Source organism: Microcoleus sp. FACHB-SPT15 (assembly GCF_014849525.1).
Lineage (GTDB): Bacteria > Cyanobacteriota > Cyanobacteriia > Cyanobacteriales > Coleofasciculaceae > Symplocastrum > Symplocastrum torsivum.
This window is the reverse complement of the sequence record NZ_JACJNU010000022.1, coordinates 16026-39179: the sequence shown is the minus strand read 5'-3', so window position 1 is coordinate 39179 and position 23154 is coordinate 16026. Positions and strand designations below refer to the sequence as shown.

The 23154-nt window shown below is 45.2% G+C and carries 20 protein-coding genes, 2 pseudogenes and 1 CRISPR repeat array; of the genes and pseudogenes, 11 read left to right on the top strand and 11 right to left on the bottom strand.

Annotated features, from left to right (window positions below):
- Window positions 1–65: 65 nt before the first annotated feature.
- Complete coding sequence (locus H6F98_RS07320) at window positions 66–326, bottom strand: BolA family protein (protein WP_192218009.1); 261 nt, start codon at window positions 324–326, stop codon at window positions 66–68.
- Between the two features lie 38 nt (window positions 327–364).
- The gene (locus H6F98_RS07315) at window positions 365–997 is read right to left on the bottom strand and encodes a hypothetical protein (RefSeq protein ID WP_192218008.1); all 633 of its coding nucleotides are present in this window, start codon (window positions 995–997) and stop codon (window positions 365–367) included.
- 275 nt (window positions 998–1272) lie between these two features.
- Between H6F98_RS07315 and H6F98_RS07310 the strand changes: the two genes are divergently transcribed.
- The 3 genes and pseudogenes from H6F98_RS07310 to H6F98_RS34400 form a co-directional block, all read left to right on the top strand.
- Complete coding sequence (locus H6F98_RS07310) at window positions 1273–3384, top strand: S8 family serine peptidase (protein WP_192218007.1); 2112 nt, start codon at window positions 1273–1275, stop codon at window positions 3382–3384.
- A gap of 203 nt (window positions 3385–3587) precedes the next feature.
- The gene (locus H6F98_RS07305) at window positions 3588–4259 is read left to right on the top strand and encodes an acetoacetate decarboxylase family protein (RefSeq protein WP_192218006.1); all 672 of its coding nucleotides are present in this window, start codon (window positions 3588–3590) and stop codon (window positions 4257–4259) included.
- Window positions 4260–5041: 782 nt separating this feature from the next.
- Window positions 5042–5842: pseudogene (locus H6F98_RS34400) on the top strand (filamentous hemagglutinin N-terminal domain-containing protein); the annotation flags it as partial.
- Window positions 5843–6583: 741 nt separating this feature from the next.
- Here H6F98_RS34400 and H6F98_RS07295 read toward each other — a convergent pair.
- Entirely contained in the window at window positions 6584–6760 is a 177-nt protein-coding gene (locus tag H6F98_RS07295) for a hypothetical protein (RefSeq protein WP_192218005.1), read from the bottom strand.
- Window positions 6761–6928: 168 nt separating this feature from the next.
- Window positions 6929–7209: direct repeats of the CRISPR family, unit length 29 nt; unit sequence GACCCAGGCGATGACCCAGGTGATGACCC.
- A 55-nt stretch (window positions 7210–7264) separates the two neighbouring features.
- On the opposite strand from H6F98_RS07295, the gene H6F98_RS33400 reads away from it, so the two are divergent.
- The 3 genes from H6F98_RS33400 (at window position 7265) to H6F98_RS34580 (ending at window position 9229) form a co-directional block, all read left to right on the top strand.
- On the top strand, window positions 7265–8563 hold the full coding sequence (locus tag H6F98_RS33400) for a CHAT domain-containing protein (protein ID WP_313929811.1): 1299 nt from the start codon (window positions 7265–7267) through the stop codon (window positions 8561–8563).
- Window positions 8564–8676: 113 nt separating this feature from the next.
- Window positions 8677–8862, top strand: coding sequence for a hypothetical protein (locus H6F98_RS07285; protein ID WP_192218004.1), 186 nt, complete (start codon window positions 8677–8679; stop codon window positions 8860–8862).
- A gap of 151 nt (window positions 8863–9013) precedes the next feature.
- Window positions 9014–9229, top strand: coding sequence for a hypothetical protein (locus tag H6F98_RS34580; RefSeq protein ID WP_192218003.1), 216 nt, complete (start codon window positions 9014–9016; stop codon window positions 9227–9229).
- Between the two features lie 39 nt (window positions 9230–9268).
- Here the strand turns inward: H6F98_RS34580 and H6F98_RS07275 are convergent.
- Window positions 9269–10300: pseudogene (locus H6F98_RS07275) on the bottom strand (oxidoreductase).
- 234 nt (window positions 10301–10534) lie between these two features.
- On the opposite strand from H6F98_RS07275, the gene H6F98_RS07270 reads away from it, so the two are divergent.
- The 3 genes from H6F98_RS07270 to H6F98_RS33970 all read left to right on the top strand — a co-directional run bounded on the left by H6F98_RS07270 (window position 10535) and on the right by H6F98_RS33970 (window position 12198).
- On the top strand, window positions 10535–10789 hold the full coding sequence (locus tag H6F98_RS07270; RefSeq protein ID WP_192218002.1) for a hypothetical protein: 255 nt from the start codon (window positions 10535–10537) through the stop codon (window positions 10787–10789).
- Window positions 10790–11247: 458 nt separating this feature from the next.
- On the top strand, window positions 11248–11922 hold the full coding sequence (locus H6F98_RS07265; protein WP_192218001.1) for a hypothetical protein: 675 nt from the start codon (window positions 11248–11250) through the stop codon (window positions 11920–11922).
- 141 nt (window positions 11923–12063) lie between these two features.
- A complete protein-coding gene (locus tag H6F98_RS33970; RefSeq protein WP_277927533.1) occupies window positions 12064–12198 on the top strand; it encodes a hypothetical protein in 135 nt (44 codons plus the stop codon).
- Window positions 12199–12219: 21 nt separating this feature from the next.
- Here the strand turns inward: H6F98_RS33970 and H6F98_RS07260 are convergent, their stop codons facing one another.
- The 4 genes from H6F98_RS07260 to H6F98_RS07245 form a co-directional block, all read right to left on the bottom strand.
- Window positions 12220–15735 (bottom strand): GAF domain-containing protein, encoded by a 3516-nt coding sequence (locus H6F98_RS07260; protein ID WP_192218000.1) that lies wholly within the window; start codon window positions 15733–15735, stop codon window positions 12220–12222.
- Window positions 15736–15897: 162 nt separating this feature from the next.
- Entirely contained in the window at window positions 15898–17616 is a 1719-nt protein-coding gene (locus H6F98_RS07255) for a protein kinase domain-containing protein (protein ID WP_192217999.1), read from the bottom strand.
- Window positions 17617–18015: 399 nt separating this feature from the next.
- Window positions 18016–18309: an RNA-binding protein gene (locus H6F98_RS07250; protein WP_192217998.1), complete on the bottom strand. Its 294-nt coding sequence runs from the start codon at window positions 18307–18309 to the stop codon at window positions 18016–18018.
- A 145-nt stretch (window positions 18310–18454) separates the two neighbouring features.
- A complete protein-coding gene (locus H6F98_RS07245; protein WP_192217997.1) occupies window positions 18455–18802 on the bottom strand; it encodes a hypothetical protein in 348 nt (115 codons plus the stop codon).
- Window positions 18803–18861: 59 nt separating this feature from the next.
- Here H6F98_RS07245 and surE point away from each other — a divergent pair, with 59 nt between their 5' ends.
- Window positions 18862–19539, top strand: coding sequence for a 5'/3'-nucleotidase SurE (gene surE, locus H6F98_RS07240; RefSeq protein WP_192217996.1), 678 nt, complete (start codon window positions 18862–18864; stop codon window positions 19537–19539).
- Window positions 19540–19599: 60 nt separating this feature from the next.
- Complete coding sequence (locus tag H6F98_RS07235) at window positions 19600–20535, top strand: NAD-dependent epimerase/dehydratase family protein (protein ID WP_192217995.1); 936 nt, start codon at window positions 19600–19602, stop codon at window positions 20533–20535.
- A 15-nt stretch (window positions 20536–20550) separates the two neighbouring features.
- Here the strand turns inward: H6F98_RS07235 and H6F98_RS07230 are convergent, their stop codons facing one another.
- The 3 genes from H6F98_RS07230 to H6F98_RS07220 form a co-directional block, all read right to left on the bottom strand.
- Window positions 20551–21504, bottom strand: coding sequence for a DUF2382 domain-containing protein (locus H6F98_RS07230; RefSeq protein ID WP_192217994.1), 954 nt, complete (start codon window positions 21502–21504; stop codon window positions 20551–20553).
- Between the two features lie 117 nt (window positions 21505–21621).
- Entirely contained in the window at window positions 21622–22161 is a 540-nt protein-coding gene (gene pgsA / locus H6F98_RS07225; RefSeq protein ID WP_192217993.1) for a CDP-diacylglycerol--glycerol-3-phosphate 3-phosphatidyltransferase, read from the bottom strand.
- 155 nt (window positions 22162–22316) lie between these two features.
- Window positions 22317–22925: a sugar transferase gene (locus H6F98_RS07220; protein ID WP_192218042.1), complete on the bottom strand. Its 609-nt coding sequence runs from the start codon at window positions 22923–22925 to the stop codon at window positions 22317–22319.
- Window positions 22926–23154: the final 229 nt, after the last annotated feature.

Here is a 23154-nt window from a genome sequence, read left to right as displayed (position 1 = left end):
CTTTGTGTATCTTCCCATAGCTCTAGTTTAGCGATGGTTGAGAATGTACCTTTAAAGGTTGCGGCTTAAACAACCTGACTCGCCGCATTCCACGCAGCAGGTGTATAGGTTTTAAGAGCTAGGGCATGAATGGCTTCTGTTGCCATCGCTTGTTGCAGCGCCCCGTAAACAAGCTGGTGCTGTTTCACCAGGGACTTACCTTCAAATGCCGAAGAAACAACGATTGCTTGAAGATGGTCACCACCACCCGTTAGGTCTTGAACCTGCACCTGAGCATCTGGTAGCTCTGCCTTGATCATTGCCTCAACTTGCTCTAGGTTAATCATTCGATACTCCCGTTTCTCCTAAACCTTCTACGTCTAATTTAACTTCCAGGAGTCGCAGGCGAGGAAGAAGTAGGCTGGCTATCACGCGGTCTAGGATAGGGAGAATCCACAAACCCTAACTCAAATAGCTGCTGGTAAGCCCGCTTACCTAAGTCGCGTGTTGGGTTCTGAGAACGAATAATCTGAATTAACAACGGTACAGCTAACTCAGGCTGGTTTTGTGCCCGATGCACCAGTGCTAGCTGATAAGTTGCTTCATCTCGCATTTCTGCTGTTTCCAGGGCTTTTTGACGTTGGGCATCAAAAATCCGGTTGTCGATTCCCGAAAAACTGGTCGATAGCTGTTGGTAGAAATTAGACAACTGGTTGAAGACTTGACGTGCTTCCTGAAGCTTTGTTGCAGCTAAGGTATAGTTTTGTGAATCAACCGCACCACTTGCCTCTGCCATCAACCGCTGCCCTCCTTGTAAACTTAGAAGGCTGCTATCTTGGGTCAAAGGTCGTAGGTCATTGGGATCGGTCAAGTCTTGCTGCATTTCATCGGCACCTTCTGGAAACACAGGGTCAGCATTTTGAGCCTGTGCCGGAGGCAGGAGCGCCAAAGCAGCCGTGAATGGTAAGGAGACAAGGCAGGTAAAGCCTAGGCGACGGACAGTTCCAGAGGAGACCATGAAATAATTTTGGGGTTATCGATAAAGAAACAGCGTATCAAACTTCGGTATCTTACCATTGCCAGAGGACTATCGGTTGTAGTACTGACAGTAAAGAAAGTGCCAAAGTCTCGCGAGGTTAGACTGAAACCGAAACTAAAAAGTTTCCTGACCAACATTGAAGAGATCGCTTTTCCCCTAAAATCTACTACCTACGACCTAACACCTTCATAGGCCGACTAGCCTAGACACCCTTTGAGAATGGAAAATAGTGTTTGTTTGGAGCCGTATAACCTATGACTAGCCTCCCAGAGTCTGCACCAGAAGATTCTCCCTCGACAACGGGTGTCCCGGAAAAAAATGTGGGCGTACTGTTACAAAGAGGAGGCGAGGAACTAGCACTTTTGAAGGTAAGCGATCGCTTTACAGTTAGCACAACTTCTGACGCTGCTGAACAATTGTCACAAGCCTTACCCATCGAAGAACAACGAGAAATTCCCCGCACTCTACTCAAAGAATTTCGAGTTGACCCCCGGCAACGGGACAGGGCAATGCAGGCAGCACGCAATAGTGATGCTGTCGCCTATGCCAGTCATGTTTACCAACTCAAGAATAATCCTGAGACACTGGTTTACCTAACTGACCAGTTGACAATTCAATTTACTCCAGAAACGGATGAAGGAATAATTAATGCGATCGCCTCCGAATTCGGCTTACAATCGGTGAAACCCGTAGAGGGCATCCCCAACACCTTCGTCTTCCAAGTCACCAGTAACGCTACAGAAAATCCGGTTAAAATCGCTAACCGATTAATGGGGCGTCCCGAAGTCTTAACGGCTGAACCCAACATCGTTGTTCCCCAAGACTCTCACTACCGCCCCCGTGACTCCCAGTATTCTCAACAGTGGTATCTCTACCACAACGGTGGTTCAGCGCTAGCCACTAATTCTCACATCGATATTGAAAAAGCTTGGGACATCACTCGCGGCACTCGTTCTATTGTTGTCGCCGTTGCTGATGATGCCGTTGACTTGAACCATCCAGATTTTCAAGGGACTGGCAAAATTGTTGCGCCCAAAGACTTCAAAAACCAAGACTTTTTGCCCCTGCCAGATATTTCGGATGAGAGTCATGGAACCGCTTGTGCGGGAATCGCGGTTGCTGAAGAAAATGGCAATGGCATTGTCGGTGTTGCCCCTGGCTGTGCATTGATGCCTCTCCGCACCACTGGTTACTTGGATGATGACACCATAGAACAGTTGTTTGACTATTGCATTGCCAATGGTGCAAGTGTCGTCTCGTGCAGTTGGGGACCCGCCGCCGTTTACTTCCCCCTCTCCTTACGTCAACGGGCAGCCCTTACCCGTGCTGCAACCCAAGGGCGCCAAGGGAAAGGCTGTGTTGTTGTCTTCGCAGCAGGTAATGCCAATCGTCCCGTCAGTGGCACCATCTTTGAGCGAGGTTGGCCGAGTGGCTTACTTAATGGTCCGACAAACTGGCTGGGTGGCTTCACGATTCACCCAGATGTCATCACTGTTTCTGCTTGTACCAGCCTCAGCAAAAAATCTGCCTATAGCAACTGGGGTACAAATGTCTCGGTATGTGCGCCCAGCAACAATGCACCACCCGGAATGTGGTTTGAAAAAACTGGCTTTATTAGTACGGCACCAGAAGTAACTGCACAACTTCCTGGATTGGGTGTTTTTACTGCGGATCTGGTAGGAGTGCTAGGGTACGAATCCGGAAACTTTGTCAGTTCATTTGGCGGCACCTCCAGTGCTTGTCCCGTCGTTGCAGGTGTCGCAGCATTGGTACTCTCCGCCAACCCTGACCTTACAGCGCAAGATGTGAAGCGTCTTCTCCAAGAAACAGCAGACAAAATTGTTGACCGAGATGCTGACCCCCAGTTAGGAATGCGGCTGGGTACTTACGATACAAATGGTTTTTCGCAGTGGTTCGGTTATGGCAAGGTAAATGCCTTTAAAGCGGTACAAGCGGCTAAGCAGAAAATCGCCCAAAGTTCCCAAGCTAGTGTTCGCCGCATCACAGGACGTAACGATAGCGCGGTTGGGATTCCTGACAACAACCCCCAAGGGATTATGAGTGCGATTCGGGTGAATGACTCAGCAACTGTACGAGAGATTAAGGTCACAGTCAATGTTGAACACGCTTTTTTAGGAGATATTGAGGTGAGCTTGAAAGCACCCACAGGTCAGACTGTGCTGATACAAAATCGCACTCTTGGTTCTAGAACTCAAATCCAAGAAACCTATTCTGTAGATACTACACCTGCACTTAAGCAACTCCTCAATCTACCAACGGCGGGTGTCTGGCAGTTGCAGGTCATAGATTATGCTCCTATGGATATAGGAACTCTTAAAAGTTGGGAATTAAGCTTAGGAGTATAGTGCCGTTTGTAATTCAAGTTCGGTTAATTACTTCGGTTTATAGCCTGAGTTTTTGTCACGGTAGCAATTGATTGTTTCTGTAGTGTGTTGCTTCCATTGAACAACAGACAAAAAGCGACGACTTACAAATTGCTAAGTGATTAAAGGACTGAAATGTACATTACATCTGGCTCAGTACTACCAACCTAGAATCCCAAATTGCTATGGCCTATCCATCGGCACCCTGGACACTCCGAGGCTACGCTCTTCAGACTGTTCAACTCATTGATATTGAGCGAGTACGTCCACTTATCCCTAAAGAATTTGAGATTGTCTCTGTCTTTCCTGGCAAGACTATAGGCGGGGTTTATCTATCCAATTACGGTCCCGGTTCCGTGTTGGAGTACAGTGAGTTGATTGTGGTGGCTGGTCTTGTACGGTATACCAGCAGAGTTGGGGGTTGGATTTCTCACATCTATGTAGACAACGCTGATTCAGTTGAGGGGGGACGAGAAATTTGGGGACTCCCGAAACAAATGGCTGACTTTACTTGGAAAGATAGCGATCGCACAACCTCCGGTTATAACAAGCGCGTTATTGTTCGTCAGGGAGAACAGACGCTATGCCGCCTCAGCTACCACCCACAAAACTTTGGGTTACCCTTGCCGTTTAGCGGCGATGTTTTCAGCACAGAATTAGCTTCTATTCTCTTATTCAAGGGTGAGTTACAAGCTCAAGTCGGTCTTGTAAGCAGCGAGGTACAAGTTCCCGTCGGCAGCCCCTTTGCTAGCTTAGGCTTAGAGCAACCTTGGTTAACATTCCATTGTGATCAGTTGCGTTTAGTTGCGGGTACACCAGAAGTAGTAGGACGCCAAGAAGCAGCGTTTAGCTATTAGTGAGTCGAGACTTTCAATTTCATCTTGATATTGCATCACCTTTTAGAAAGGGGTACACAACAGCGTACCCTTTTAAACCTTTTGTTTAGGGCACTTTTACAAAGAATTTATTATCAATTGTTCTAATATCAGGTTAGGGAATAAGTTTGGTTATTACCTTATTAATTTCCTAAGATTACATTGAATTTTACTATTATAAATCCTGGATTAAGTTACTAATAAAAAGATTTTATGAAATACTCTCTTGATACAGGAAATTATCTTAAAGAAGATCGTTGCATCGACAGAGAACACCTTACAAGATAAGCTTTGCGATATACTATTTAATACAAAGCCAACAATTCACCTTCAAAGCATTGCTAGAAGACAGTACTCAGACTCTTAGGTAAGGCAGCGCGTGTAAATTTCCCGAAACCTCTAAGCTTCAGCGTAATACTGTAAAAGGGCAAGACTGCCTTGATAGTGCCAGGGAAGAACACAAGAGTACAGGTACTTGTTTCAGCACTACCTTAAACAGAAATTAGATTGGCGTTCGTAGGAAAACAGTAAGGTGAACAGTTTTAATGAGCTTCCATTCTCAGGGCACTTAATTTGTCTGACAAACGTCAAGACTAAATGACATCGAGTGTGATTACCTAATCCGTTGATAGATCTAGCAGTTTCGTCTGTTGTTAGTAGCCTCTGACCTCTAGACAAAGCGCAGAGATCTATTATTAATGAAGTAATCAAACAGATTTAAATTGAGTTTGAGGCTCATCGGGGTTCTAGATTTCCTACACTCGATGGCTGGAGTTAAGTTGGCAGTGCAATCCGTTGAAATGAACAGTGTCTTTATTTTCATTAGAAAATTCAAGGAAAGTGGCTGTAGGCAGAAGCCGCTAACCGCAGGTCGCAAAATGTTTGGGAACGATAGTTCGCTTCCCCGTGGGGAAAAGGAAAATGAGGTCAGAAAAGTGAAACGAAAATATAATTATTTCCTAGTTTCTTTTTTGTGCCTGTTTCCATCTGTCGCACAAGCACAACCAATTATTCCTGCGGCTGATGGCACGGGCACTGTTGTATCACCTGATGGCACACGCTATGACATTACTGGCGGTCAGACATCGGCAGATGGGGCAAATCTCTTCCATAGTTTTACACAGTTTGGTCTAGATCAAAACCAGACAGCAAACTTCCTCTCCAACCCAACGATTCAGAATATCCTCACTCGTATTAATAGTGGTAATCCCTCAGTCATTGACGGATTGATTCAAGTCACTGGGGGTAATTCCAATCTTTTCTTAATGAATCCGGCTGGCATTGTCTTTGGTCAGAATGCGCGTCTGGATGTGCCAGCCGCTTTCACCGCAACTACAGCAACTGGTATTGGCTTGGGTAATCAGTGGTTTAGTGCTACTGAACCGAATAATTACGCGACATTGGTTGGGACACCTAGCGCCTTCGACTTCTCTACCACTGGAACACCTGGGGCAATTGTGAATGCGGGTCAACTGAGTGTAGCAAACGGTCAGAACTTAAGCCTATTGGGTGGTACTGTCGTCAGCACGGGTAGTTTGTCAGCACCAGGTGGACAGATTAACGTAGCCACAGTTCCCGGTGAAAGTCTCTTACGCATCACCCAACCCGGACACCTGCTGAGTTTAGAGATTTCGCCGTCAGATGCCCCCTTAACGCCTTTGTCATTACCTCAATTGCTCACTGGAAGTGGACAAAACACAGGTATTGTAGTCAATGGTACCGGACAGGCAGAACTCGCTGGATCGGGTTTGCCAATTGAGGACGGGGATATCGTCGCCAATCAGGTAACATCTCAAACAGCAACACTATCGGCTCAGAATAATCTCACGTTAGTAGAAAGCACGCTACAGACGACAGGTGATTTGAATCTGCTGGCACAGGATACAGTGCGTGTGCGAGATAGTGTGGCAAATCCCTTCATCGCCAAGACAGGGGGAAATCTGTATGTTGAAGGCATTCAAGGTGTTGATATCCTTGCCCTGAATCATCAACAGACACCGTTCCAAAGTGGGGATTCCCTAAGTCTTGTTAGTGATGGGATTATCTCTGGCGATGCTCACTTTAAGAGTGGCGGTAGCTTCTCGGTTCTCAACCGTTCAGGTGGCTTTGGCAACTTTTACAGCCTTTATGACCCAATTATTGACTCAGCTACTGATGTGAATTTGGGTGACTACACAGGAGTTGCTCTGAAAGTTATTTCAGGGGGCAGCATTATAGGAGGAAATATTACAATCACTGGGCCAGACACGACAGGGGCAATTCCTGCTGACGATCCAGATTTTGTGACGTTGACCACGACTCCGTCGCTAATTATGAATGCAGCAGGCAGTATTAACGTGGGAAATATCGACACGTCTAATCAAGGTCAAGGCGATGCGGGTTTGGTAAGATTGACCGCCGTCAATGACATCAATACTGGCAGCATCAATACAAGTGAGCAGGGTCCAGGCAATGCGGGTTCTGTAACGATAACTTCCACTCAAGGCAATATCACTGTCGATGGTATTGATACGAGTGAGCAGGGACCAGGCGATTCGGGGGCTGTAACGTTAACAGCGGCAGGCACCATTACTCCTGGTACTATCAATCAACGTGAGCAAGGTCCAGGGAATCAGGCAGGGCCTCCTAATATCACAGATAATACAGACCCAGACCCAGGCGATGACCCAGGTGATGACCCAGGCGATGACCCAGGCGATGACCCAGGCGATGACCCAGGCGATGACCCAGGTGATGACCCAGGTGATGACCCAGGCGATGACCCAGGCGATGACCCAGGTGATGACCCAGGTGATGACCCAGGTGATGACCCAGGTGATGATCCTGGAGACGACCCAGGTGATGACCCAGGTGATGATCCTGGAGACGACCCAGGTGATGACCCAGGTGATGATCCTGGAGACGACCCAGGCGATGACCCAGGTGATGACCCCAGTACAAACAACTCCCTGTTAGCGAATTCATTACAACAACCAGCGGCTCAGGAGGTGGCTTCAGCGGAAGATGCGTCTGACATCGTGGAAACGCGCGATCGCTTTTTTACTTCTCAGTTTGAGAAATATTTTGGAAAGTCTTTTAAGGCTCCGTCGGCAAACGCAACTTTGTCAAGCAGCCAAACTACTCTTCAAAACATTGAGCAAGCGACTGGCGTTAAACCAGCTGTCATCTATGTCACGTTTGTGCCTCAGACGCTTACCCAGGATGAGGCAAATAGTAGCTCGTCCGCAAGCCTCAACTCCAATATCCGCAATTTTGAATACCAGTTGGAATTAGTACTGGTGACTCCTACGGGCGCACCAATTCGCAAGCGAGTAGAGGGAACAACTCGTGCTAAAGTCCTCAGAGTTGCTGATCAGTTGCGCTTGGAAGTGACTAATGTTCGCAGTAAAGATGACTATCTATTTCCAGGGAAGCAACTTTATCAATGGATGATTGCCCCTCTTGAAGCTGAGTTGAAAGCACAAGGTATCCAAAATCTTGGCTTCGTCATGGATGTTGGCTTGCGCTCTCTTCCTATAGCTGCCCTCTATGATGGTCAAGAGTTTCTCATTGAGAAATACAGTGTTGGTTTACTACCTAGCCTGACCCTCACCGACACCAGCTACACGGATATTAAAGACGCGCAGGTTCTGGCAATGGGAGCAGAGAAATTTACTGATCTAAGGCCTTTACCGGCTGTGCCAGTGGAGTTATCGACGATTACTTCGTCTCTGTGGAAAGGCGAGTCTTTCCTTGATGATGCCTTTACCTTACAGAACCTCAAAGCACAGCGAAAGCAGCGACCGTATGGCATCATTCACCTAGCGACCCATGCTGTTTTTCGCTCAGGTGCCCCCAAGAACTCTTACATTCAACTGTGGGATACTAAACTGCGTCTGGATCAGTTGTCTCAATTGGGCTGGAATAACCCACCCGTAGAACTCTTAGTACTCAGCGCTTGTAAAACGGCATTGGGAGATGAGGAAGCGGAGTTAGGGTTTGCAGGGCTAGCGGTGCAGGCTGGAGCAAAATCAGTTTTAGCGAGTTTGTGGTCTGTTAGTGATGAAGGAACATTGGGGCTAATGACCCAAATGTACGAACAGTTGAGGCAAGCACCAATTAAGGCGGAGGCACTACGACAGACTCAACTCGCGATGCTTAAGGGACAAGTGCAGATCCAAGGAGGTCAACTAGTTACTACCTCTAAAACATTACCTCTACCACCAGAATTAGTAAGGATGGGAGACAAAGATTTGAAACATCCTTACTATTGGGCAAGCTTTACGATGGTGGGCAGTCCTTGGTAAGCTGTTTTACATTCCCATATCAAAGTGTTAGGTGTTAGGTCGTAGGTTGTAGCGCACAAGTCAGGCTAAGACATAGAAAAATTAGGGTTTCGGCTTTCTTGTGCATTGCCTTCTTGCCCTACCACCAAGACACAGGGGTAGGTGAGCGTTACCCTACTCTACAAGAGTTATTGTTTGGGTTTGCGCTATGGTTTGAAGAGATATTTTTGGAAAAGGCGATCGCATATCGCCTTTTCCCATTACAAGTTCTAGTTCCGTTTGAGTCGCCAAAGGAGGACGTTTATGAAATTAATCCCTAAGATATTTGGCTCAGGCATATTACTACTTATCCTCTATGTATGCACCTATATGTACACGCATACAGAAAGCTACTTTTCCCTCTATCCCACCCTTGATACTATACTTCCTCCAGAATTTTCAGAAACCGACTTTAACAACATAACGCCAGGAATGACGAGAACTAAGGTATTAGAGTTACTAGGCAATCCCTTACATAGAAATCTTGAATCCTTTGGTAACTCTGACTTAATGTCGCAGTCTACATGGTCTTATGGGAATGATGGTCGCTGCTCACTTCTGTGCGATCTGGCCTGGATTCAGTATCAAATTAACTTCGATCCAGACGGCAAAGTTATAGCCAAGAAACGAACGGTATTTCACGATTAACTAAATCGGCGGCTACAAAGGTTAAAAGCTTGCTGAAAGTTACAGAGAAAACGCTATTGAACGCTTTTGCCTGTTGCTCTCGAATGCTAACTCAATGATGCGGATTGTATTTCTTGCTTCTTCCGGCTTGACTATCAGCTCTTGACTGTTTGCAATAACATCATAGATATTTTGATAAAAGGACTGATAGGAACCTGCAATGGTTTCGATTTTCCCACGGTAATGCAAGCCGTTTAGCTACGTATTGAGTAGTCCCCATTCTTCCTCTGGTTCTTGTCCCCAATTTTGGGTATTTAAAGGTGTCTCGCCACGCTTCAAGGCATCTTCTTGTGGGTCAAGACCATATTTGATAAATGAGCCTTCAGTACCGTGTAAGCTAAAGCTTGCTCCTGTCTCTCTGATCAACATCCCGGATTTTAAAGTAACTTTCAGGTGGTTGTAGTCAAGAATTACTTCAAAACTATCATCTGCAACTCCACCTTTTCGTTGCGTTCGGATGTCGGCGGTAATCCATTTGGGTAAACCAAAGAGGACTTGTGCTTGGTCAATTAAATGTGTACCCAAGTCATATAGTACCCCTGAACCGAGTCCACTGGTTTCTCTCCAAGCATTTTGTTTGATTTGATTTTTGAAGCGGTCAAAATGTGCTTCATACTCTACCAGTTCTCCTAGTAAGTTTAGATTTATAACTTGTTGAAGTGTCTTAAAACTACTATCCCATCTCCGGTTTTGAAATATACTTAAGAGTTTATTCGTCTGATTAGCTAAATCAATTAATTGCTGTGCTTCGTGTGAAGTAATAGTAAATGGTTTATCAACAACAGTATGTTTTCCAGCTAAAAGTGCCCTTTTGGTAAGTTCAAAATGGGAGGAATTAGGAGTTGCGATCGCAATCACATCAATTGCTTTGTCATTCAAGACATCATCGATATCCTTGACAACCTCTACCCAAGGATAGGTGCGCTTTGATTCTTCCTTAGGTCGCTCTACAACCTTTGCTAGCCTTAGCTCAGAAACCGCATTAATCATCGGTGCATGAAACACCTGTCCCGACATCCCAAACCCAATCAGTCCTACATTAAGCGGATGATTAATACGTTCTTGAACCCCAATTATTAATTAATTTAACAAAGATAAAAAAATAAAAAGATGATTCATTGACTGTCGTTATTATTACAGGATAGTAGCGTTTCTTCAGTTGCAAATGCGAAAGCCACTCTAATTAGCGGCTTTATCCTTGGGGCAATCCGATTTATTTCGGAGCTAGGAGTAAAAGCAGGTTGGATTACCTGGAAGCCATTGGTGATGTATGCCAGCATTAATTTCTTGCACTTTGCAATTCTGCTGTTTGTTCTTTCTGTCGTCATTTTGGTCGCAGTCAGCCTGAGAACGGCGGCTCCTACCAGAAGCAACTTAAGTATTTTTGAGGAAACAGACGATAAACTGATGAAACCTGCAGGCAGTTCCAAAACCCACAAGCGCAACGTCACTTACAGCATGGTTTTAGCTGGTGTTGTACTCGTCTTTTGGGTTGTCTTTAGCCCCGTTGCTTTCGGATAAGCCTAAGCAGATTTAGTAATGACGTAGTACGTCTTCTAAAAAGGACAAAAGAGATTTTGCTCTCTTGTCCTCTTCCTATTTCTTAGTTCCTATTAACGTAATCTGCTCCATTTCCTCCGTGTTGATTTTTCAAAAGAATACGTTGACTCAAAAGCGTTTTCTTCCCAAATTCCAGCGTGGTAGAGGAGGAAATCAATTGTGTGATCGCCAATCGCTTCAGCTACTTTTACGGCAGCAGTCTGCGAAACAGACAAGTATTTTCTTTAGTTTGTGGAGTCAGCAGCACAATCGCTTTTCCAGGAACTTTCGTAATGGGACGCAGTTAGAATACTTTTATCACTTGATGTCGTAGCAGCAATACATTCTGTTAAAACAGTGGCATACACATACAGTAAACTGCTTCTATCGTATTTTCATAACTGCTTCTTCCCCTACTTGTCCAGACGGAAGCTGCCTGTATGAAACTCTTTTCCTACTGTCTACGTTACGATGATGGTGCTGCTCCCAATCCCTTTTGGGAACTTTGCACACTTGCAATTTGTAAACCTGCTATTCGCCGAGCAGCAAATATTGGAGATTGGGTTGTTGGACTTGGTTCTGCACATTCACCAATTGGCAATATCTCTAGTTGCATTGTGTATACGATGCAGGTGACTGACAAAATGACTCAGCAAGAGTACGACGAGTTTTGCCGAGTTCATAGTCCTTACAAAATTCCAAAGTGGAACAGCCAGAAGTTCGAGCATCGTGTTGGTGACTGCATCTACGATTACAGCCAGGGTACACCGCCAACATTACGAGCAAGTGTTCACAATGAGAGTAACCGAGAGCAAGATTTAGGTGGTGTGTATGTCTTGATGTCTCGGCATTTCTACTACTTTGGCGACAAACCCATTCCCTTACCTACTTCACTTACACCCATTATTCATGCACAACAGGGGCATAAATCAACAGCGAATCAGCCCTATGTGAATGAATTTGTTGCTTGGATTGAAAATTTAGGTTATGTACCTAATAAAGTGTATGGCGAACCGCAACTAAAGAAAGAGTTCATTCTCGCTCCTGATATTGGAAGTCATTGTGCACGACGAGATCGAGAGGATGATGGCTATGACGAAGAGCCTAGTTGTTAGATTAGACTCAGGACAAGAATAGCGTATGTTCAAAGACGATCCACTCTTTGATGAGTTTGTAGAAGATATGGCTGCCTATCGACGTGAACTAGATGCCGAAGTCGCTACTGATGAAGTCACACTAGGGGAGAATTAGCCAGCGTGAGTCGCTATATTCTGGATACCGATCATGTCACTCTCTTCCAGCACAATCATCCTGAAATTGCACGTCGTGCCCGAACTGTTGGCGGTTCCAATATATTTAGGAAAACAAAAAAGCTGATGGCTGATAGCTGACGGCTTCTGCTACAAACTGGCTTATGTTGCAGTGAGTTGATCTCGCAGTGTTTCCTCCTGTCGTTTGACAGCGGCTAGCAATTCGGCATTCTGAAGAATAACGCCAGCTTGATTGTTGAATATTTGCATATATTTTTGATCACTTTCATCAAAACTGACTTGCAAGTGTTCTGGCGCTTCTATTCCATCTGCTGGGTTGTACTCAGGAAAATCACCGGGTTTCTTCTTATTCACTAATTGAGTGACACCAATCAACTCACCATCAGGGCTAAAAACGGGCATACACAACAAGCTATAAGTGCGATAACCACTCTTTTGATCAGTTTTTCTAGCTGTCTCAGAACCTGGGTAACCATAGAGATCAAAGGGAACATTCAGAGGCTTGTGAGATTCGGCAACTTTACCTGCATAGCCTTCCCCAACCTGTACACGGACTTCTCCTAATGAACCATCTTCAAAAGGAATCTTTGTCCACAATTCAGCAGCGTCATGATCTAAAAGCCATAACGTGCTGCGGTCAGCATTCATTAGTTTCTTCGCTGCTTCCATCACCCGTTTGAGAATTTCTTCGAGTTCCAAACTACTCTGGCTGACTGAACGTGTTGCTGCCATCAGTGCTGCGGCTACTCGTTGTCCTCTCGCTGTTTTGTGATAGGAACGGAAGCTTTCTAGAATCATTTCAATTAATGGGGCATTTTCTGCAAATCGTTCTTCATCAGTTTGTGTAAAGCCCTCTTGGTCAATTTTTTCTGATAGAGGAGCGATTCGGCTATATCCCCGTTTTAACTTGTTGAGTAACTGGACAACCGCTACTAAACCACCCTGCTCATTTAAGAGTGGCAATGCCAACATCGTATAGGTACGGTATCCATTCTTCTTGTCAAATTCTTTAGCTGTCACTGAGCGTGGATCATCATAGAAATCGAAGGAAATATTAATCAATTGTTTGCGTAGTGCCACCTCACCAACAATCCCTTTGTCGGCAGGAATCCGAATCTCTAGGGAACCTTCACCTTCATTTTCATCCTCAGCAATAATTGACCAAAATTCGTTTTTCTCTTCATCTAATAAGAAAATCGTTGTTCGGTCTGCACTTAAAGATTTTCCTAGTTTTATCGTGATCGAACGTAATGTCGCATCGAGAATATCATCAAAGCCATCATTTTCCATCACCCGATTGAGCATTGCTAGGGTTTGGCTGACGACGTTTTGTTGCTGAGTTTCTGCTTCTTGTTTAACTGTGGCAAACTTTTTCGCATTTTGCAGTGCTACACCTGCTTGAGCGTTAAAGATTTGCATATATTTTTGACTATTGGCATCAAAGCTGGCTTTAAAGCATTCTGGTGCTGTGGGCCAATCTGCTGGGTTGTACTCAGGGAACTCGCCTTGTTTCCGTTTGTTGACGAGTTGAGTAACTCCTAATAATTCACCATCAGGACTCCAAACGGGCATACAGAGCAAGCTACAAGTTCGATAGCCTGTAGCCTGGTCAAATTTTTTGGAATTAGCCGAATCAGGATGATCGTAAAGGTCAAAGGGAATATTCAAAATCTCACCAGATTCTGCAACTTTTCCAGCAAAACCAATACCTATGGGTACACGCATTTCTTTGACTGAACCATCAGCTTGAGGGATTTTTGTCCATAGGTCACCCACCTCGCGGTCTAATAGCCACAGTGTGCTGCGGTCAGCATTCATTAGCTTCTTTGCCGCTTCCATGACTCGCCCAAGGATTTCTTCGGAGTCTAGGCTACTCTGAGAAAGCGATCGCGTTGCTTCTGTCAGTGCTTCTGAGGCTTGGAGTCTTTGAGTTAATTTATAACAAGACTGACATCGTTCGAGAATTCGTTGAACCGCAGGTGCATATTCAGCAAACTGCTTTTCATCTGCTTCTGTAAACCCTTTTTTATCAATTCTATCTAAAAGTGGAGCGTTGGGATTAGTATCTATTTTTAGCTTATTGAGTAACTGAACAACAGCAACTAAATTGCCCTTTTCATTCAACAGTGGTAGCGCTAGTAAAGTATAGGTATGGTAGCCTGTTCTTTTAGCTTTGTTTTGGCTAACACTAGATAGATTTTCTGAGAAGTAGAAAGGAATGTTAACCATTTCCTTCAAGGTGGCAACTAGACCAACAATCTCTCGATTTGCTGATATTTCAACTTCTGGAGAACTACCACTTTGGTTTTTAGCCAAAATTGACCATATCTCATTTTTTTCCTCGTCAATCAAGAAAATAGTCGTTTGATCTACATGGAGTAATTCTCCAACTTTCAGGATTACTGAACCCAAAATTTCATAAAGAATATCATCAAAGTTTTTACCATCCATGACTCCTAGCATGGACAAAAGTTTTTGCTCTTGATTGGCAACAACTTCTAAAAAATCTGGCTGAAAATCTGCTAATGCCTTGTTCAGCCAACTCCAGTTAAATATAGACGAATAAATACGGTTGTAAACGCTTAAACAGGGATGACCTTGGTGTTCATCTGAACCCGGTCGCTTGACGACCAACCCAGAAAGGCGTAATTCTAAATGTTCAGAGCTATCATCAGCAATGATTGAACCTTGCTGCAAAATTTGCCGATAAAGCTTTAGTAAAGGGCCTGTGCGTTTACCAATTCGGAGAATGCGATCGCGAATTGTCTTCAGATGCGGAGGGTCATCCTGAGTTTCCCAATTCTCAATGAGTCGTGACTGTACGAGATTGGCAACGCCCTCTGCTTCTCTACCTGGGATTATTGAATCAGAGTGGAAGATGATATTACACAGCTTTTGGGTAAGAAACGGTTGCCCTCCTGTCCAATCTAATACCGCTTCCAGTACCGCTTGGGGATTGGCAACTTTTAGCGCTAATCCCTTGGCTAAAGGCTGTGCTTCATCTAATTGAAAGCCCTGTAATTCAATTGCCCGACCGATATTAAAGGGTGTCCGCTTTTTATCTTGGATTAAATCCGAGGGTGTTGCTACTCCGAGTAGAGCAAACGTCAGGCGTTGATATTCATTACAAGCCCGGATAAATGCAAAGAAGTCGTCAGTTTTGAAATTTAAGCTAAGGGTACTATCAATTTCGTCTATAAAAATGACAATATTTTGGCTAATTGAAGTGAGTAATACCTGTTCAATAAACTCGCTTAAGCGCTGAACAGGAGACAGATATTCGCGATCGCTTAACCAAGTTCGTAAATTGAACCCTCCTTCATCTCCCCTCAACAGAGAAGGACACAGGGGAGTGAACCCTCTCGCTAGACTTCTAATCACCCCTGCATACCACTGATCTGGGATAATATCTTGGCTACCAATCTTCGTCAGGTCAATCCCTGCACAGGCAATTCCTTCTGCTTGTAGCTTGTGCATCGTTCGCCCCCGCAAGCTGCTTTTCCCCATCTGCCGGGAATTAAGTACATAACAAAACTCTCCAGCTTTCAGTCCTTCATAAAGGTCAAAATCAGCTTGCCGCACTACATAGGTAGGAGCATCAAGTGGCAAATGCCCACCAACTTTATAACTATAGGTTGGATTTAGCTCGGTACTCATAGTGCTTTGTGTTGAGAACACGGTGTCCTCGATAACTAATCCTATTTCCATTTTTATTGTGGCGTAGCGTACATCTATCCTGAGTTGGATATAAAAGTGTTATTTGTTGTTGGTTAGTTGTTATTCGTAGTCTTTAGCAAAGAACAAACAACAAAGCGAATATCAACGCCAACCTAGCCAACGCAGCACAGGTACTAAAAGGTAATAACTAACCCCTAACCAGAATCCTAATAAGGCAGCCCACAAGCAGAAAAAAGCAAGACTGTTGATAAAATTTGCCAAACTCGCATCAGCGTGAGAAAACAGATTAACGAGAAAATCGGCAGGTAAGAACCTTAACCAGACTAAACCGCCAAGAACTGTACCTGTACCTGCTGCGGCAACTATGGCATGAACGAGGTAATGGCTAGGCAACCCTAAGCCTAAGACAAGGGGAGCAACGGCAACGGCAGTAATTATCCCTAGTAACCGCTCTACGGGAGCAAATGGCACTGCCGCTTGCCAAATCAACCAGCCAATGCCATAACCAAGAATGCCCATTAATCCAGCAACTATAGGACGCCGTTGTTGACCAAAACCTCCAGCTAGCGTCAAACCTGCGGCTGTACCTAAACCCGCGATCGCAAATAAAAGTAGTTCTTGCCACGCCGTTACCTGAATATTAGGCAAGATAAGCGGTAATTGTAGAGAAAGCCAATCTGCAAAGCGATCGCCTATTGGTGTCCAATTAATTAACGTAAATCCAACGGCTGCGCCAACAGTTGCGCCAACACCACCTAACACCATCTCCCAGGTTGTATCCACACAGGCAAGGACAGTTCCGGTGATGACTCGAAATACGAAACCGACGATTCCCAAAACCCCTTGACCAACAGAGGCGATCGCACCGTCTATTACTTCTAGTGTTGTATCTACAGCAATTGCGATTGCTTCAGGTAAAGGTGTTGCTGAAGGAGACTTCGGCTTGAGGACTGGAGTCATCGCCAAACGCCGCTGAATCTCATTAGCTGTTGCTGGTCGTTGTTGGGGGTCGATGCGTACCATGTCATCAAGTAAGTCAGCTAATGCTGGACTAACTGCTGCACAGTGACGCCAACGAAATTCACCTGTTACAGGGTCTTGTAAATTTCCCAACTCTTGACCTGTCAGCAACTGAATCATTGTTCGACCCAGTGCATAGAAATCCGCCGCAGGCCCTACCGCTTCACCTGTAATCTGTTCTGGGGGACTATAGCCTGGAGAAATTAGCCGAGTTGAAACAGCCTGAGAACCCAAGGGCATCAAGCCAATTTGTTTTGCCCCTCCAAAATCGATCGCGACTAGCTGCCCTGTTCGTTCACGCAGCATCAAGTTTGAGGGTTTGAGGTCACGGTGAATAATGCCAGAGTTATGTAATTCCCGTAAAATCTCGACAGTTTGGTAGAGCCAATCTCGGACTGATTCCTCTGAACACCCCTGAGGATGCTTATCTAGAACATCCTGCAAGGTCTGACCGTGGATTTTTTCCATCACCAGACAGGGAAGCAACCGTTCTTTGGGACTCGGCAATGTCACCAGGAAATAGCTATCGACCTCAACTTTCGGAATGCCGGGGTGCTTCAAACGTGCCAAAACAGCGGCTTCTTGCTCAAATAGCTGTAATGCCTTGGGCGATGTTTCTACTAATACCTTTAGTACTCGCTCTGATTTCTTGTGTGAATCCCAAATGGTGTAGATAGTGGCAAATCCCCCTGACCCTAAACGCTGAAGCGGAACGTAGCGGTCATTTAGCCACAACGCTGCTCCACAGCCATTACAAAACTTGTTACCCCAAGGCTGAGGATAAGGACGGGGACAATCAGGATTAATGCAATGAACTGCTTCTGCAACAGATTGATGCACAATCACATCCGATACACAGTGCCACTCGATTCTACTAAGAAACTATGAAGAGTCGCACTGAGGGCCGCAGGTTGAATGTTCGTGCATTATCTGAAGGTCAATGTCACTGACTTAAGCGAAAAGTAATCGCTCATAGAAAAACCCTGATTGGGGGGCTTCCCCCCAAACCCCCCATTGGGGGACGGAGTGCCTCCCCCAAACCCCCTGCACAAGGTTTGATCGAGAGGTGGCGAGGTTGAATTCATTCATTAAGTCAGTGCCATTCACATTAAGATGAATGGCAGCGAGTTAAGGGAGATGAGGAAGTAATTTTCCAAGAAAAAAGGCTCAAGCATTTCTACTTAAGCCTTCTTCCCTGAAATTTAATGGCTGAAACTAAAAGGGTTTACCCTCTTTCGCTTAGTAGCGGCGAGAGAAGTTTCCGCGTCCACCACCAGATGAACCTCTGTCTTCGCGAGGCTTCGCTTTGTTAACTTTCAAGTCGCGACCCATCCATTCCGCACCATCTAGTGCTTCAATAGCCGCTGCTTCTTCTGCCTCTGTTTCCATTTCCACGAACCCAAAACCGCGTAGACGGCCTGTTTCACGGTCACTGGGTAGCTGAACCCGCTTTACTGTGCCATATTCTGCAAAAACACTGCTGAGGTCTTCTTGTGTGACATCGTAGGATAAGTTGCCTACATAAATTGACATATTATTGTCTCCAAAATCAGAGGGTGTAAGGATTTAGATTTCGGAGAGAAGCCTGTACTGACCAAAAGGGAAAAACTTTCAAGACTAGAAACAAACACTGCAACCGAATTCATTCTCGCTTACAAGTTAACACGGTCTAAACGTTCTAGACCAGAATTAGGCAACTCTCATAAAGATTTAATATTTCATCAGTTACGGACTCTACCCGGAGTGCAAAAAAATTTAATGCTTTGCTCTGGTAATGCGATCGCAATTGTAATCCCTCCAAAACTGGCAAACGCTCCGTTTTCTCCTGTGCTTCACCTTTCTCCGGTTGCTCAGGCTTCACCCTCTGCACCATCAAGCCAAAATCAAACACAGAGGATGATTTTTCTCTATCAACTTGTTGCTTACTGACAGCATCAGTGAGAGTGTAAAGGCTCCACCAATCCTTGTAAGCAGTGCCAACAGATTCCGGATAGCGTTGAAAATCGTTGCTGTGGTCTGCAACCATGCCAATAATTAGACAAAAGGAGAGGAAGCGTTGCCTTTTATACTACTCAACAAAAATCTATGACCCTAATTCTCACTAACGACGATGGGATAGACGCTCCCGGAATCCGATCGCTTCTCAAGGCTATTGATGGCAAAGGTATAATTGTCGCGCCGCAACTAGAATGGTCAGGCTGTGGTCATCGGGTAACAACAACTAAACCCATCCAAGTTCAGCGTCGCTCAGATACAGAATATGCGATCGCAGGAACTCCCGCCGACTGCACTCGTCTTGCCCTAAGTCATCTTTGTCCTGAGGCAACTTGGGTACTCTCTGGTATCAACGCTGGCGGCAATATGGGGGTTGATGTTTACATTTCAGGCACTGTCGCCGCTGTCCGTGAAGCTGCAATGCTTGGTATTCCAGGTATTGCCGTTTCCCACTGGATTAGAAGACCACTGATTGTAGACTGGGATGTCGCCGCACGGTGTACGGCTAAGGTGTTGGCTGACTTACTGACTCGCCCAATTGAACCGGGAACCTTCTGGAATGTCAATTTGCCTCATCTAGAACCTGGTTCACCAGACCCAGAAGTAGTATTTTGTCAACCTTGTACGCAACCGTTACCTGTAAATTACCGAGTTGAAGGGGATAACTATTACTACGTTGGGGAATACGGAAAACGAAAGCGCACTCCCGGAACTGATGTAGATGTCTGCTTCTCTGGTTGCATTGCCGTCACTCAGCTACGACTTTGAGGCAAAAAGAGCATCGCTTCCTCGGTAATATAGCTCTAACGAAGCGTTAATACAGAAATCATGCGAATTTTAATCATGGGTGGCACCCGCTTTATTGGGGTCTACTTAACGAAAATCCTAGTAGAACAAGGTCATGAAGTGGTGCTATTCAATCGCGGCAATAAACCTGCACCTGTAGACGGTGTAAAACAGATAAAAGGCGATCGCACTGACGCTTCTCAACTCAAAGACCAATTATCGCAAGAACAATTTGATGCTGTCTTCGACAACAATGGTCGAGAACTCAACGACACTCAACCCCTAGCCGAACTCTTCAAAGACGGAGTAAAACACTTTGTCTACATGAGTTCTGCTGGTGTTTATCTAAAATCCGATCAACTGCCCCATGTCGAAGGTGATGCCGTTGACCCAAAAAGCCGCCACAAAGGTAAGCATGAAACAGAAGCTTACCTTACTCAGCTAGGATTACCCTGGACATCGATTCGCCCTACTTATATATATGGTCCCCAGAACTATAACGACCTGGAAGCCTGGTTTTTTGATCGAATTGTACGCGATCGCCCGATTCCGATCCCTGGCAATGGACTGCATATTACCCAGTTTGGGCATTGCAAAGATTTAGCAACGGCAATGTCTCAGGTTTTGGGAAACAAAGCCGCAGTTGGGCAAATTTATAATGTATCAGGCGATCGCTTCGTTACCTTTGATGGTCTTGCCCGTGCCTGCGCCCAAGCGGTTGGTAAGTCTGCTGAGGCTCTAAAGTTAGTCCACTACGACCCAAAACAGTTTGATTTTGGCAAACGTAAAGCCTTCCCCTTGAGAGTTCAGCACTTCTTCGCCTCAGTGGATAAAGCGAAAACCCAACTCAACTGGCAGCCAGAGTTCAACCTCATGAGTGGTTTAAACGATTCCTTTCAAAACGATTATCTCGCTTCTGGTCGTGACACATTTGAGGTCGATTTCTCTCTGGATGACGAGATTATCCAAGCGAGTTAGCTGCCAGGAACTCCTTTAACGGTTATGGGGACGTTGATTAGAGCGATCGACAATCGAACGTCCTTGAGAGTTGACATCTAACTCTTCTCGACGCAGTACTTCTGTTGCATCTACCGTATCCTGTTCAACTTCCTTCCTGATGTTGACTTCCTCACGCACAAAGGCTTGCTTTCTAACATCAGCCGTCTCTTCGTAGACACTCATGTGAGCTACTTCACCCTCACGGAAGTCAACATTACCAGGAATAACCGCACTTCCAGCATCTTGAGGAGTGGTTCTTTCAATGACAATTCGCTCCTTCTCAACAGGAATCGAAACTCTAGCTTGCTCTGTTTCAACCCGCTTGCCAATTGCTACCTCACCCGCTTTACGACGGTGTTTATTGGCAACCAGCCGTTCTTCATAGAGCCTGAGTCTTTGATGTTCCTGCTCATTCATCTGGTACATTGAAGGCTCATGGTCATAGGTGTAGGTGTTGTGGTCATAAGCAGCAGGACGGACTGGATTAGAAGCAGGTCGTGGTGTAGCAGATTGAGAGGTCATCCCTACAACTCTTGATGCCTCGACTGGTCGTTCCAGCGCCACTGGTACCGATGATTGTGCGACTGGAGTGCGATAAACTTTCCGAACTCGCTCTTCGTAGTCGTAATCAACAGTCATGCTGTCATGGTATTCCGGTAATTTCTCTGCTTGCTCTTTGTGAGCCATGCCTATGGCATAGATGCGGTGTGCCTCAGTATCAACATGACAGCGTCCTACTGGTAACAAGACTTTTTTGCCGAAAATCCAGAACCCTGTGTCGATGACTAGATACCGGAACCGTCCGGTTTCATCAACGAGTACGTCATCAATGGTGCCAATTTTCTCTGCTGTTCTCCCGGCATAGACATCAAGTCCTTTGATGTCTTCACCCTCAAAAGCGTCTTGCTGATAGTTTGGGTTAAAATCCGCGATTTTAAAAAGAGCCATGCTCTTGTCTCCAAAAATTTCTATGTCATAGTACAGACATATTACAAATTCCTATACAATGATTCCTCTTTCTAACGAACGAGAAATCACTGATAAGTTATTGACCTTTTGTTACGGTTAAACGGCTGATGGTTGATTACTTTTTTGTGGCCAAAGGTATATTGCCCCAGAAATCCAAGTGAGGGCGACAGATATCCAGAAAAGCACTAATGAAGGGGTTTCCCAGGAATCAGGTGTCGGAGCAATTAATAGTGCGATCGCAGCAATTTGACTGACTGTTTTAAGCTTGCCCCATATATTGGCACCGCTAATACTACTACTCCCTGATAACTTTGGGTTAACCCGCCAACCCGCAATCACTAACTCCCGCGCCAAAATCAAAAACACACCCCAAGCGGGTACCTGTCCAAGTTCAATCAACGACAAAAGAGGTGCTAATACCAAAAACTTATCCACCAACGGGTCTAAAAACTTACCCAACTCGGTGATTTGGTTCAGCTTACGAGCGAGATAACCGTCCAACCAATCTGTACTAGCTGCGATCAGAAATATTACCAAACAAATCCAGCGCGATCGCTCAGTCGGGTTATTCAAACCGTACAAGAGGAACGGCAACGCCAGTAGACGAGAAAAGGTAATCGAGTTGGGTAAATTCATAAAAAAAAGCTACGAGTTAAGGTGCTATTGCCTTAACTCATAGCTTATAACTCGCCAATGCTGCATTGTTGTCCGTCATCCGTTGCGAGTGACAACTTAATCGAACAACTAGAGTTTTCTGAAAATCGGCTTTCCCAGACAACACTCTAGACTCCTCAAAAAGCGCCATCTTTTTTCGCAACTACCATTAACGTTTTTAGGATTAACTTGAGGTCGTAAATAACCGACCATTTTTGCTGATAGGCAAGATCCATCTGCACGATGTCTTCAAAGTCTGTGATACTAGAGCGTCCATTGGCTTGCCACTCACCTGTCATTCCTGGTTTCGTATTCAATCGCTCCCAGTGATGCGTCTTGTAGTTCATCACCTCTTCTACTGTTGGCGGACGAGTACCGACCAAGCTCATGTCACCTTTGAGGACATTCCAGAACTGAGGCAGTTCATCTAAGCTTGTGCGACGCAGAAAACGACCTACACGAGTAACACGTGGATCATTTTTGTTTTTAAAAATATTACCTTGCGCCTGATTGTTAACTAGATGCTGCAACTGCTCTGCATTCACAATCATTGAGCGAAATTTCCACACTCGAAAGGTCTTGCCCTTCACACCACAGCGGATTTGGCTATAGAGAACGGGGCCTGGATCATCGAGCTTGATCGCGATCGCAATTGGAACCGCAATGATTGCAGTAACAACTAACCCAATTAATGCTCCAATAATGTCCAATAAGCGCTTACGCCTACAATTAGCAGAATAATGCATTTGTTGATCGCCTACGGGTACCTGAGAAGTACGATTTAGAATCAGTAAATCAACTGATTGAGGAGTAGGAGACCCTGATGTTGGAGACACGGAATGAAAAGAATTGGTTACAGCTTCTGAGCATTACGACTAATCTTTTTCTGCCAATAGTATTGAGCGTTCGTTACGTGAAGGCTAGCACAATCAGTCTATTTTACTAACTCTTTACAAAAGCAGACTCTTTTTTAAA

Excerpts from the sequence above, each read along its gene's own strand:
- H6F98_RS07260 (WP_192218000.1), bottom strand. The coding sequence starts at position 15,735 with ATGAGTACCGAGCTAAATCCAACCTATAGTTATAAAGTTGGTGGGCAT.
- H6F98_RS07230 (WP_192217994.1), bottom strand. The coding sequence starts at position 21,504 with ATGGCTCTTTTTAAAATCGCGGATTTTAACCCAAACTATCAGCAAGAC.
- H6F98_RS07235 (WP_192217995.1), top strand. The coding sequence starts at position 19,600 with ATGCGAATTTTAATCATGGGTGGCACCCGCTTTATTGGGGTCTACTTA.
- H6F98_RS07310 (WP_192218007.1), top strand. The coding sequence starts at position 1,273 with ATGACTAGCCTCCCAGAGTCTGCACCAGAAGATTCTCCCTCGACAACG.
- H6F98_RS07320 (WP_192218009.1), bottom strand. The coding sequence starts at position 326 with ATGATTAACCTAGAGCAAGTTGAGGCAATGATCAAGGCAGAGCTACCA.
- H6F98_RS07315 (WP_192218008.1), bottom strand. The coding sequence starts at position 997 with ATGGTCTCCTCTGGAACTGTCCGTCGCCTAGGCTTTACCTGCCTTGTC.
- H6F98_RS07250 (WP_192217998.1), bottom strand. The coding sequence starts at position 18,309 with ATGTCAATTTATGTAGGCAACTTATCCTACGATGTCACACAAGAAGAC.
- H6F98_RS07270 (WP_192218002.1), top strand. The coding sequence starts at position 10,535 with ATGTATGCCAGCATTAATTTCTTGCACTTTGCAATTCTGCTGTTTGTT.
- pgsA (WP_192217993.1), bottom strand. The coding sequence starts at position 22,161 with ATGAATTTACCCAACTCGATTACCTTTTCTCGTCTACTGGCGTTGCCG.
- H6F98_RS07245 (WP_192217997.1), bottom strand. The coding sequence starts at position 18,802 with ATGGTTGCAGACCACAGCAACGATTTTCAACGCTATCCGGAATCTGTT.
- H6F98_RS07305 (WP_192218006.1), top strand. The coding sequence starts at position 3,588 with ATGGCCTATCCATCGGCACCCTGGACACTCCGAGGCTACGCTCTTCAG.
- H6F98_RS07265 (WP_192218001.1), top strand. The coding sequence starts at position 11,248 with ATGAAACTCTTTTCCTACTGTCTACGTTACGATGATGGTGCTGCTCCC.
- surE (WP_192217996.1), top strand. The coding sequence starts at position 18,862 with ATGACCCTAATTCTCACTAACGACGATGGGATAGACGCTCCCGGAATC.
- H6F98_RS07220 (WP_192218042.1), bottom strand. The coding sequence starts at position 22,925 with ATGCATTATTCTGCTAATTGTAGGCGTAAGCGCTTATTGGACATTATT.
- H6F98_RS34580 (WP_192218003.1), top strand. The coding sequence starts at position 9,014 with ATGACGAGAACTAAGGTATTAGAGTTACTAGGCAATCCCTTACATAGA.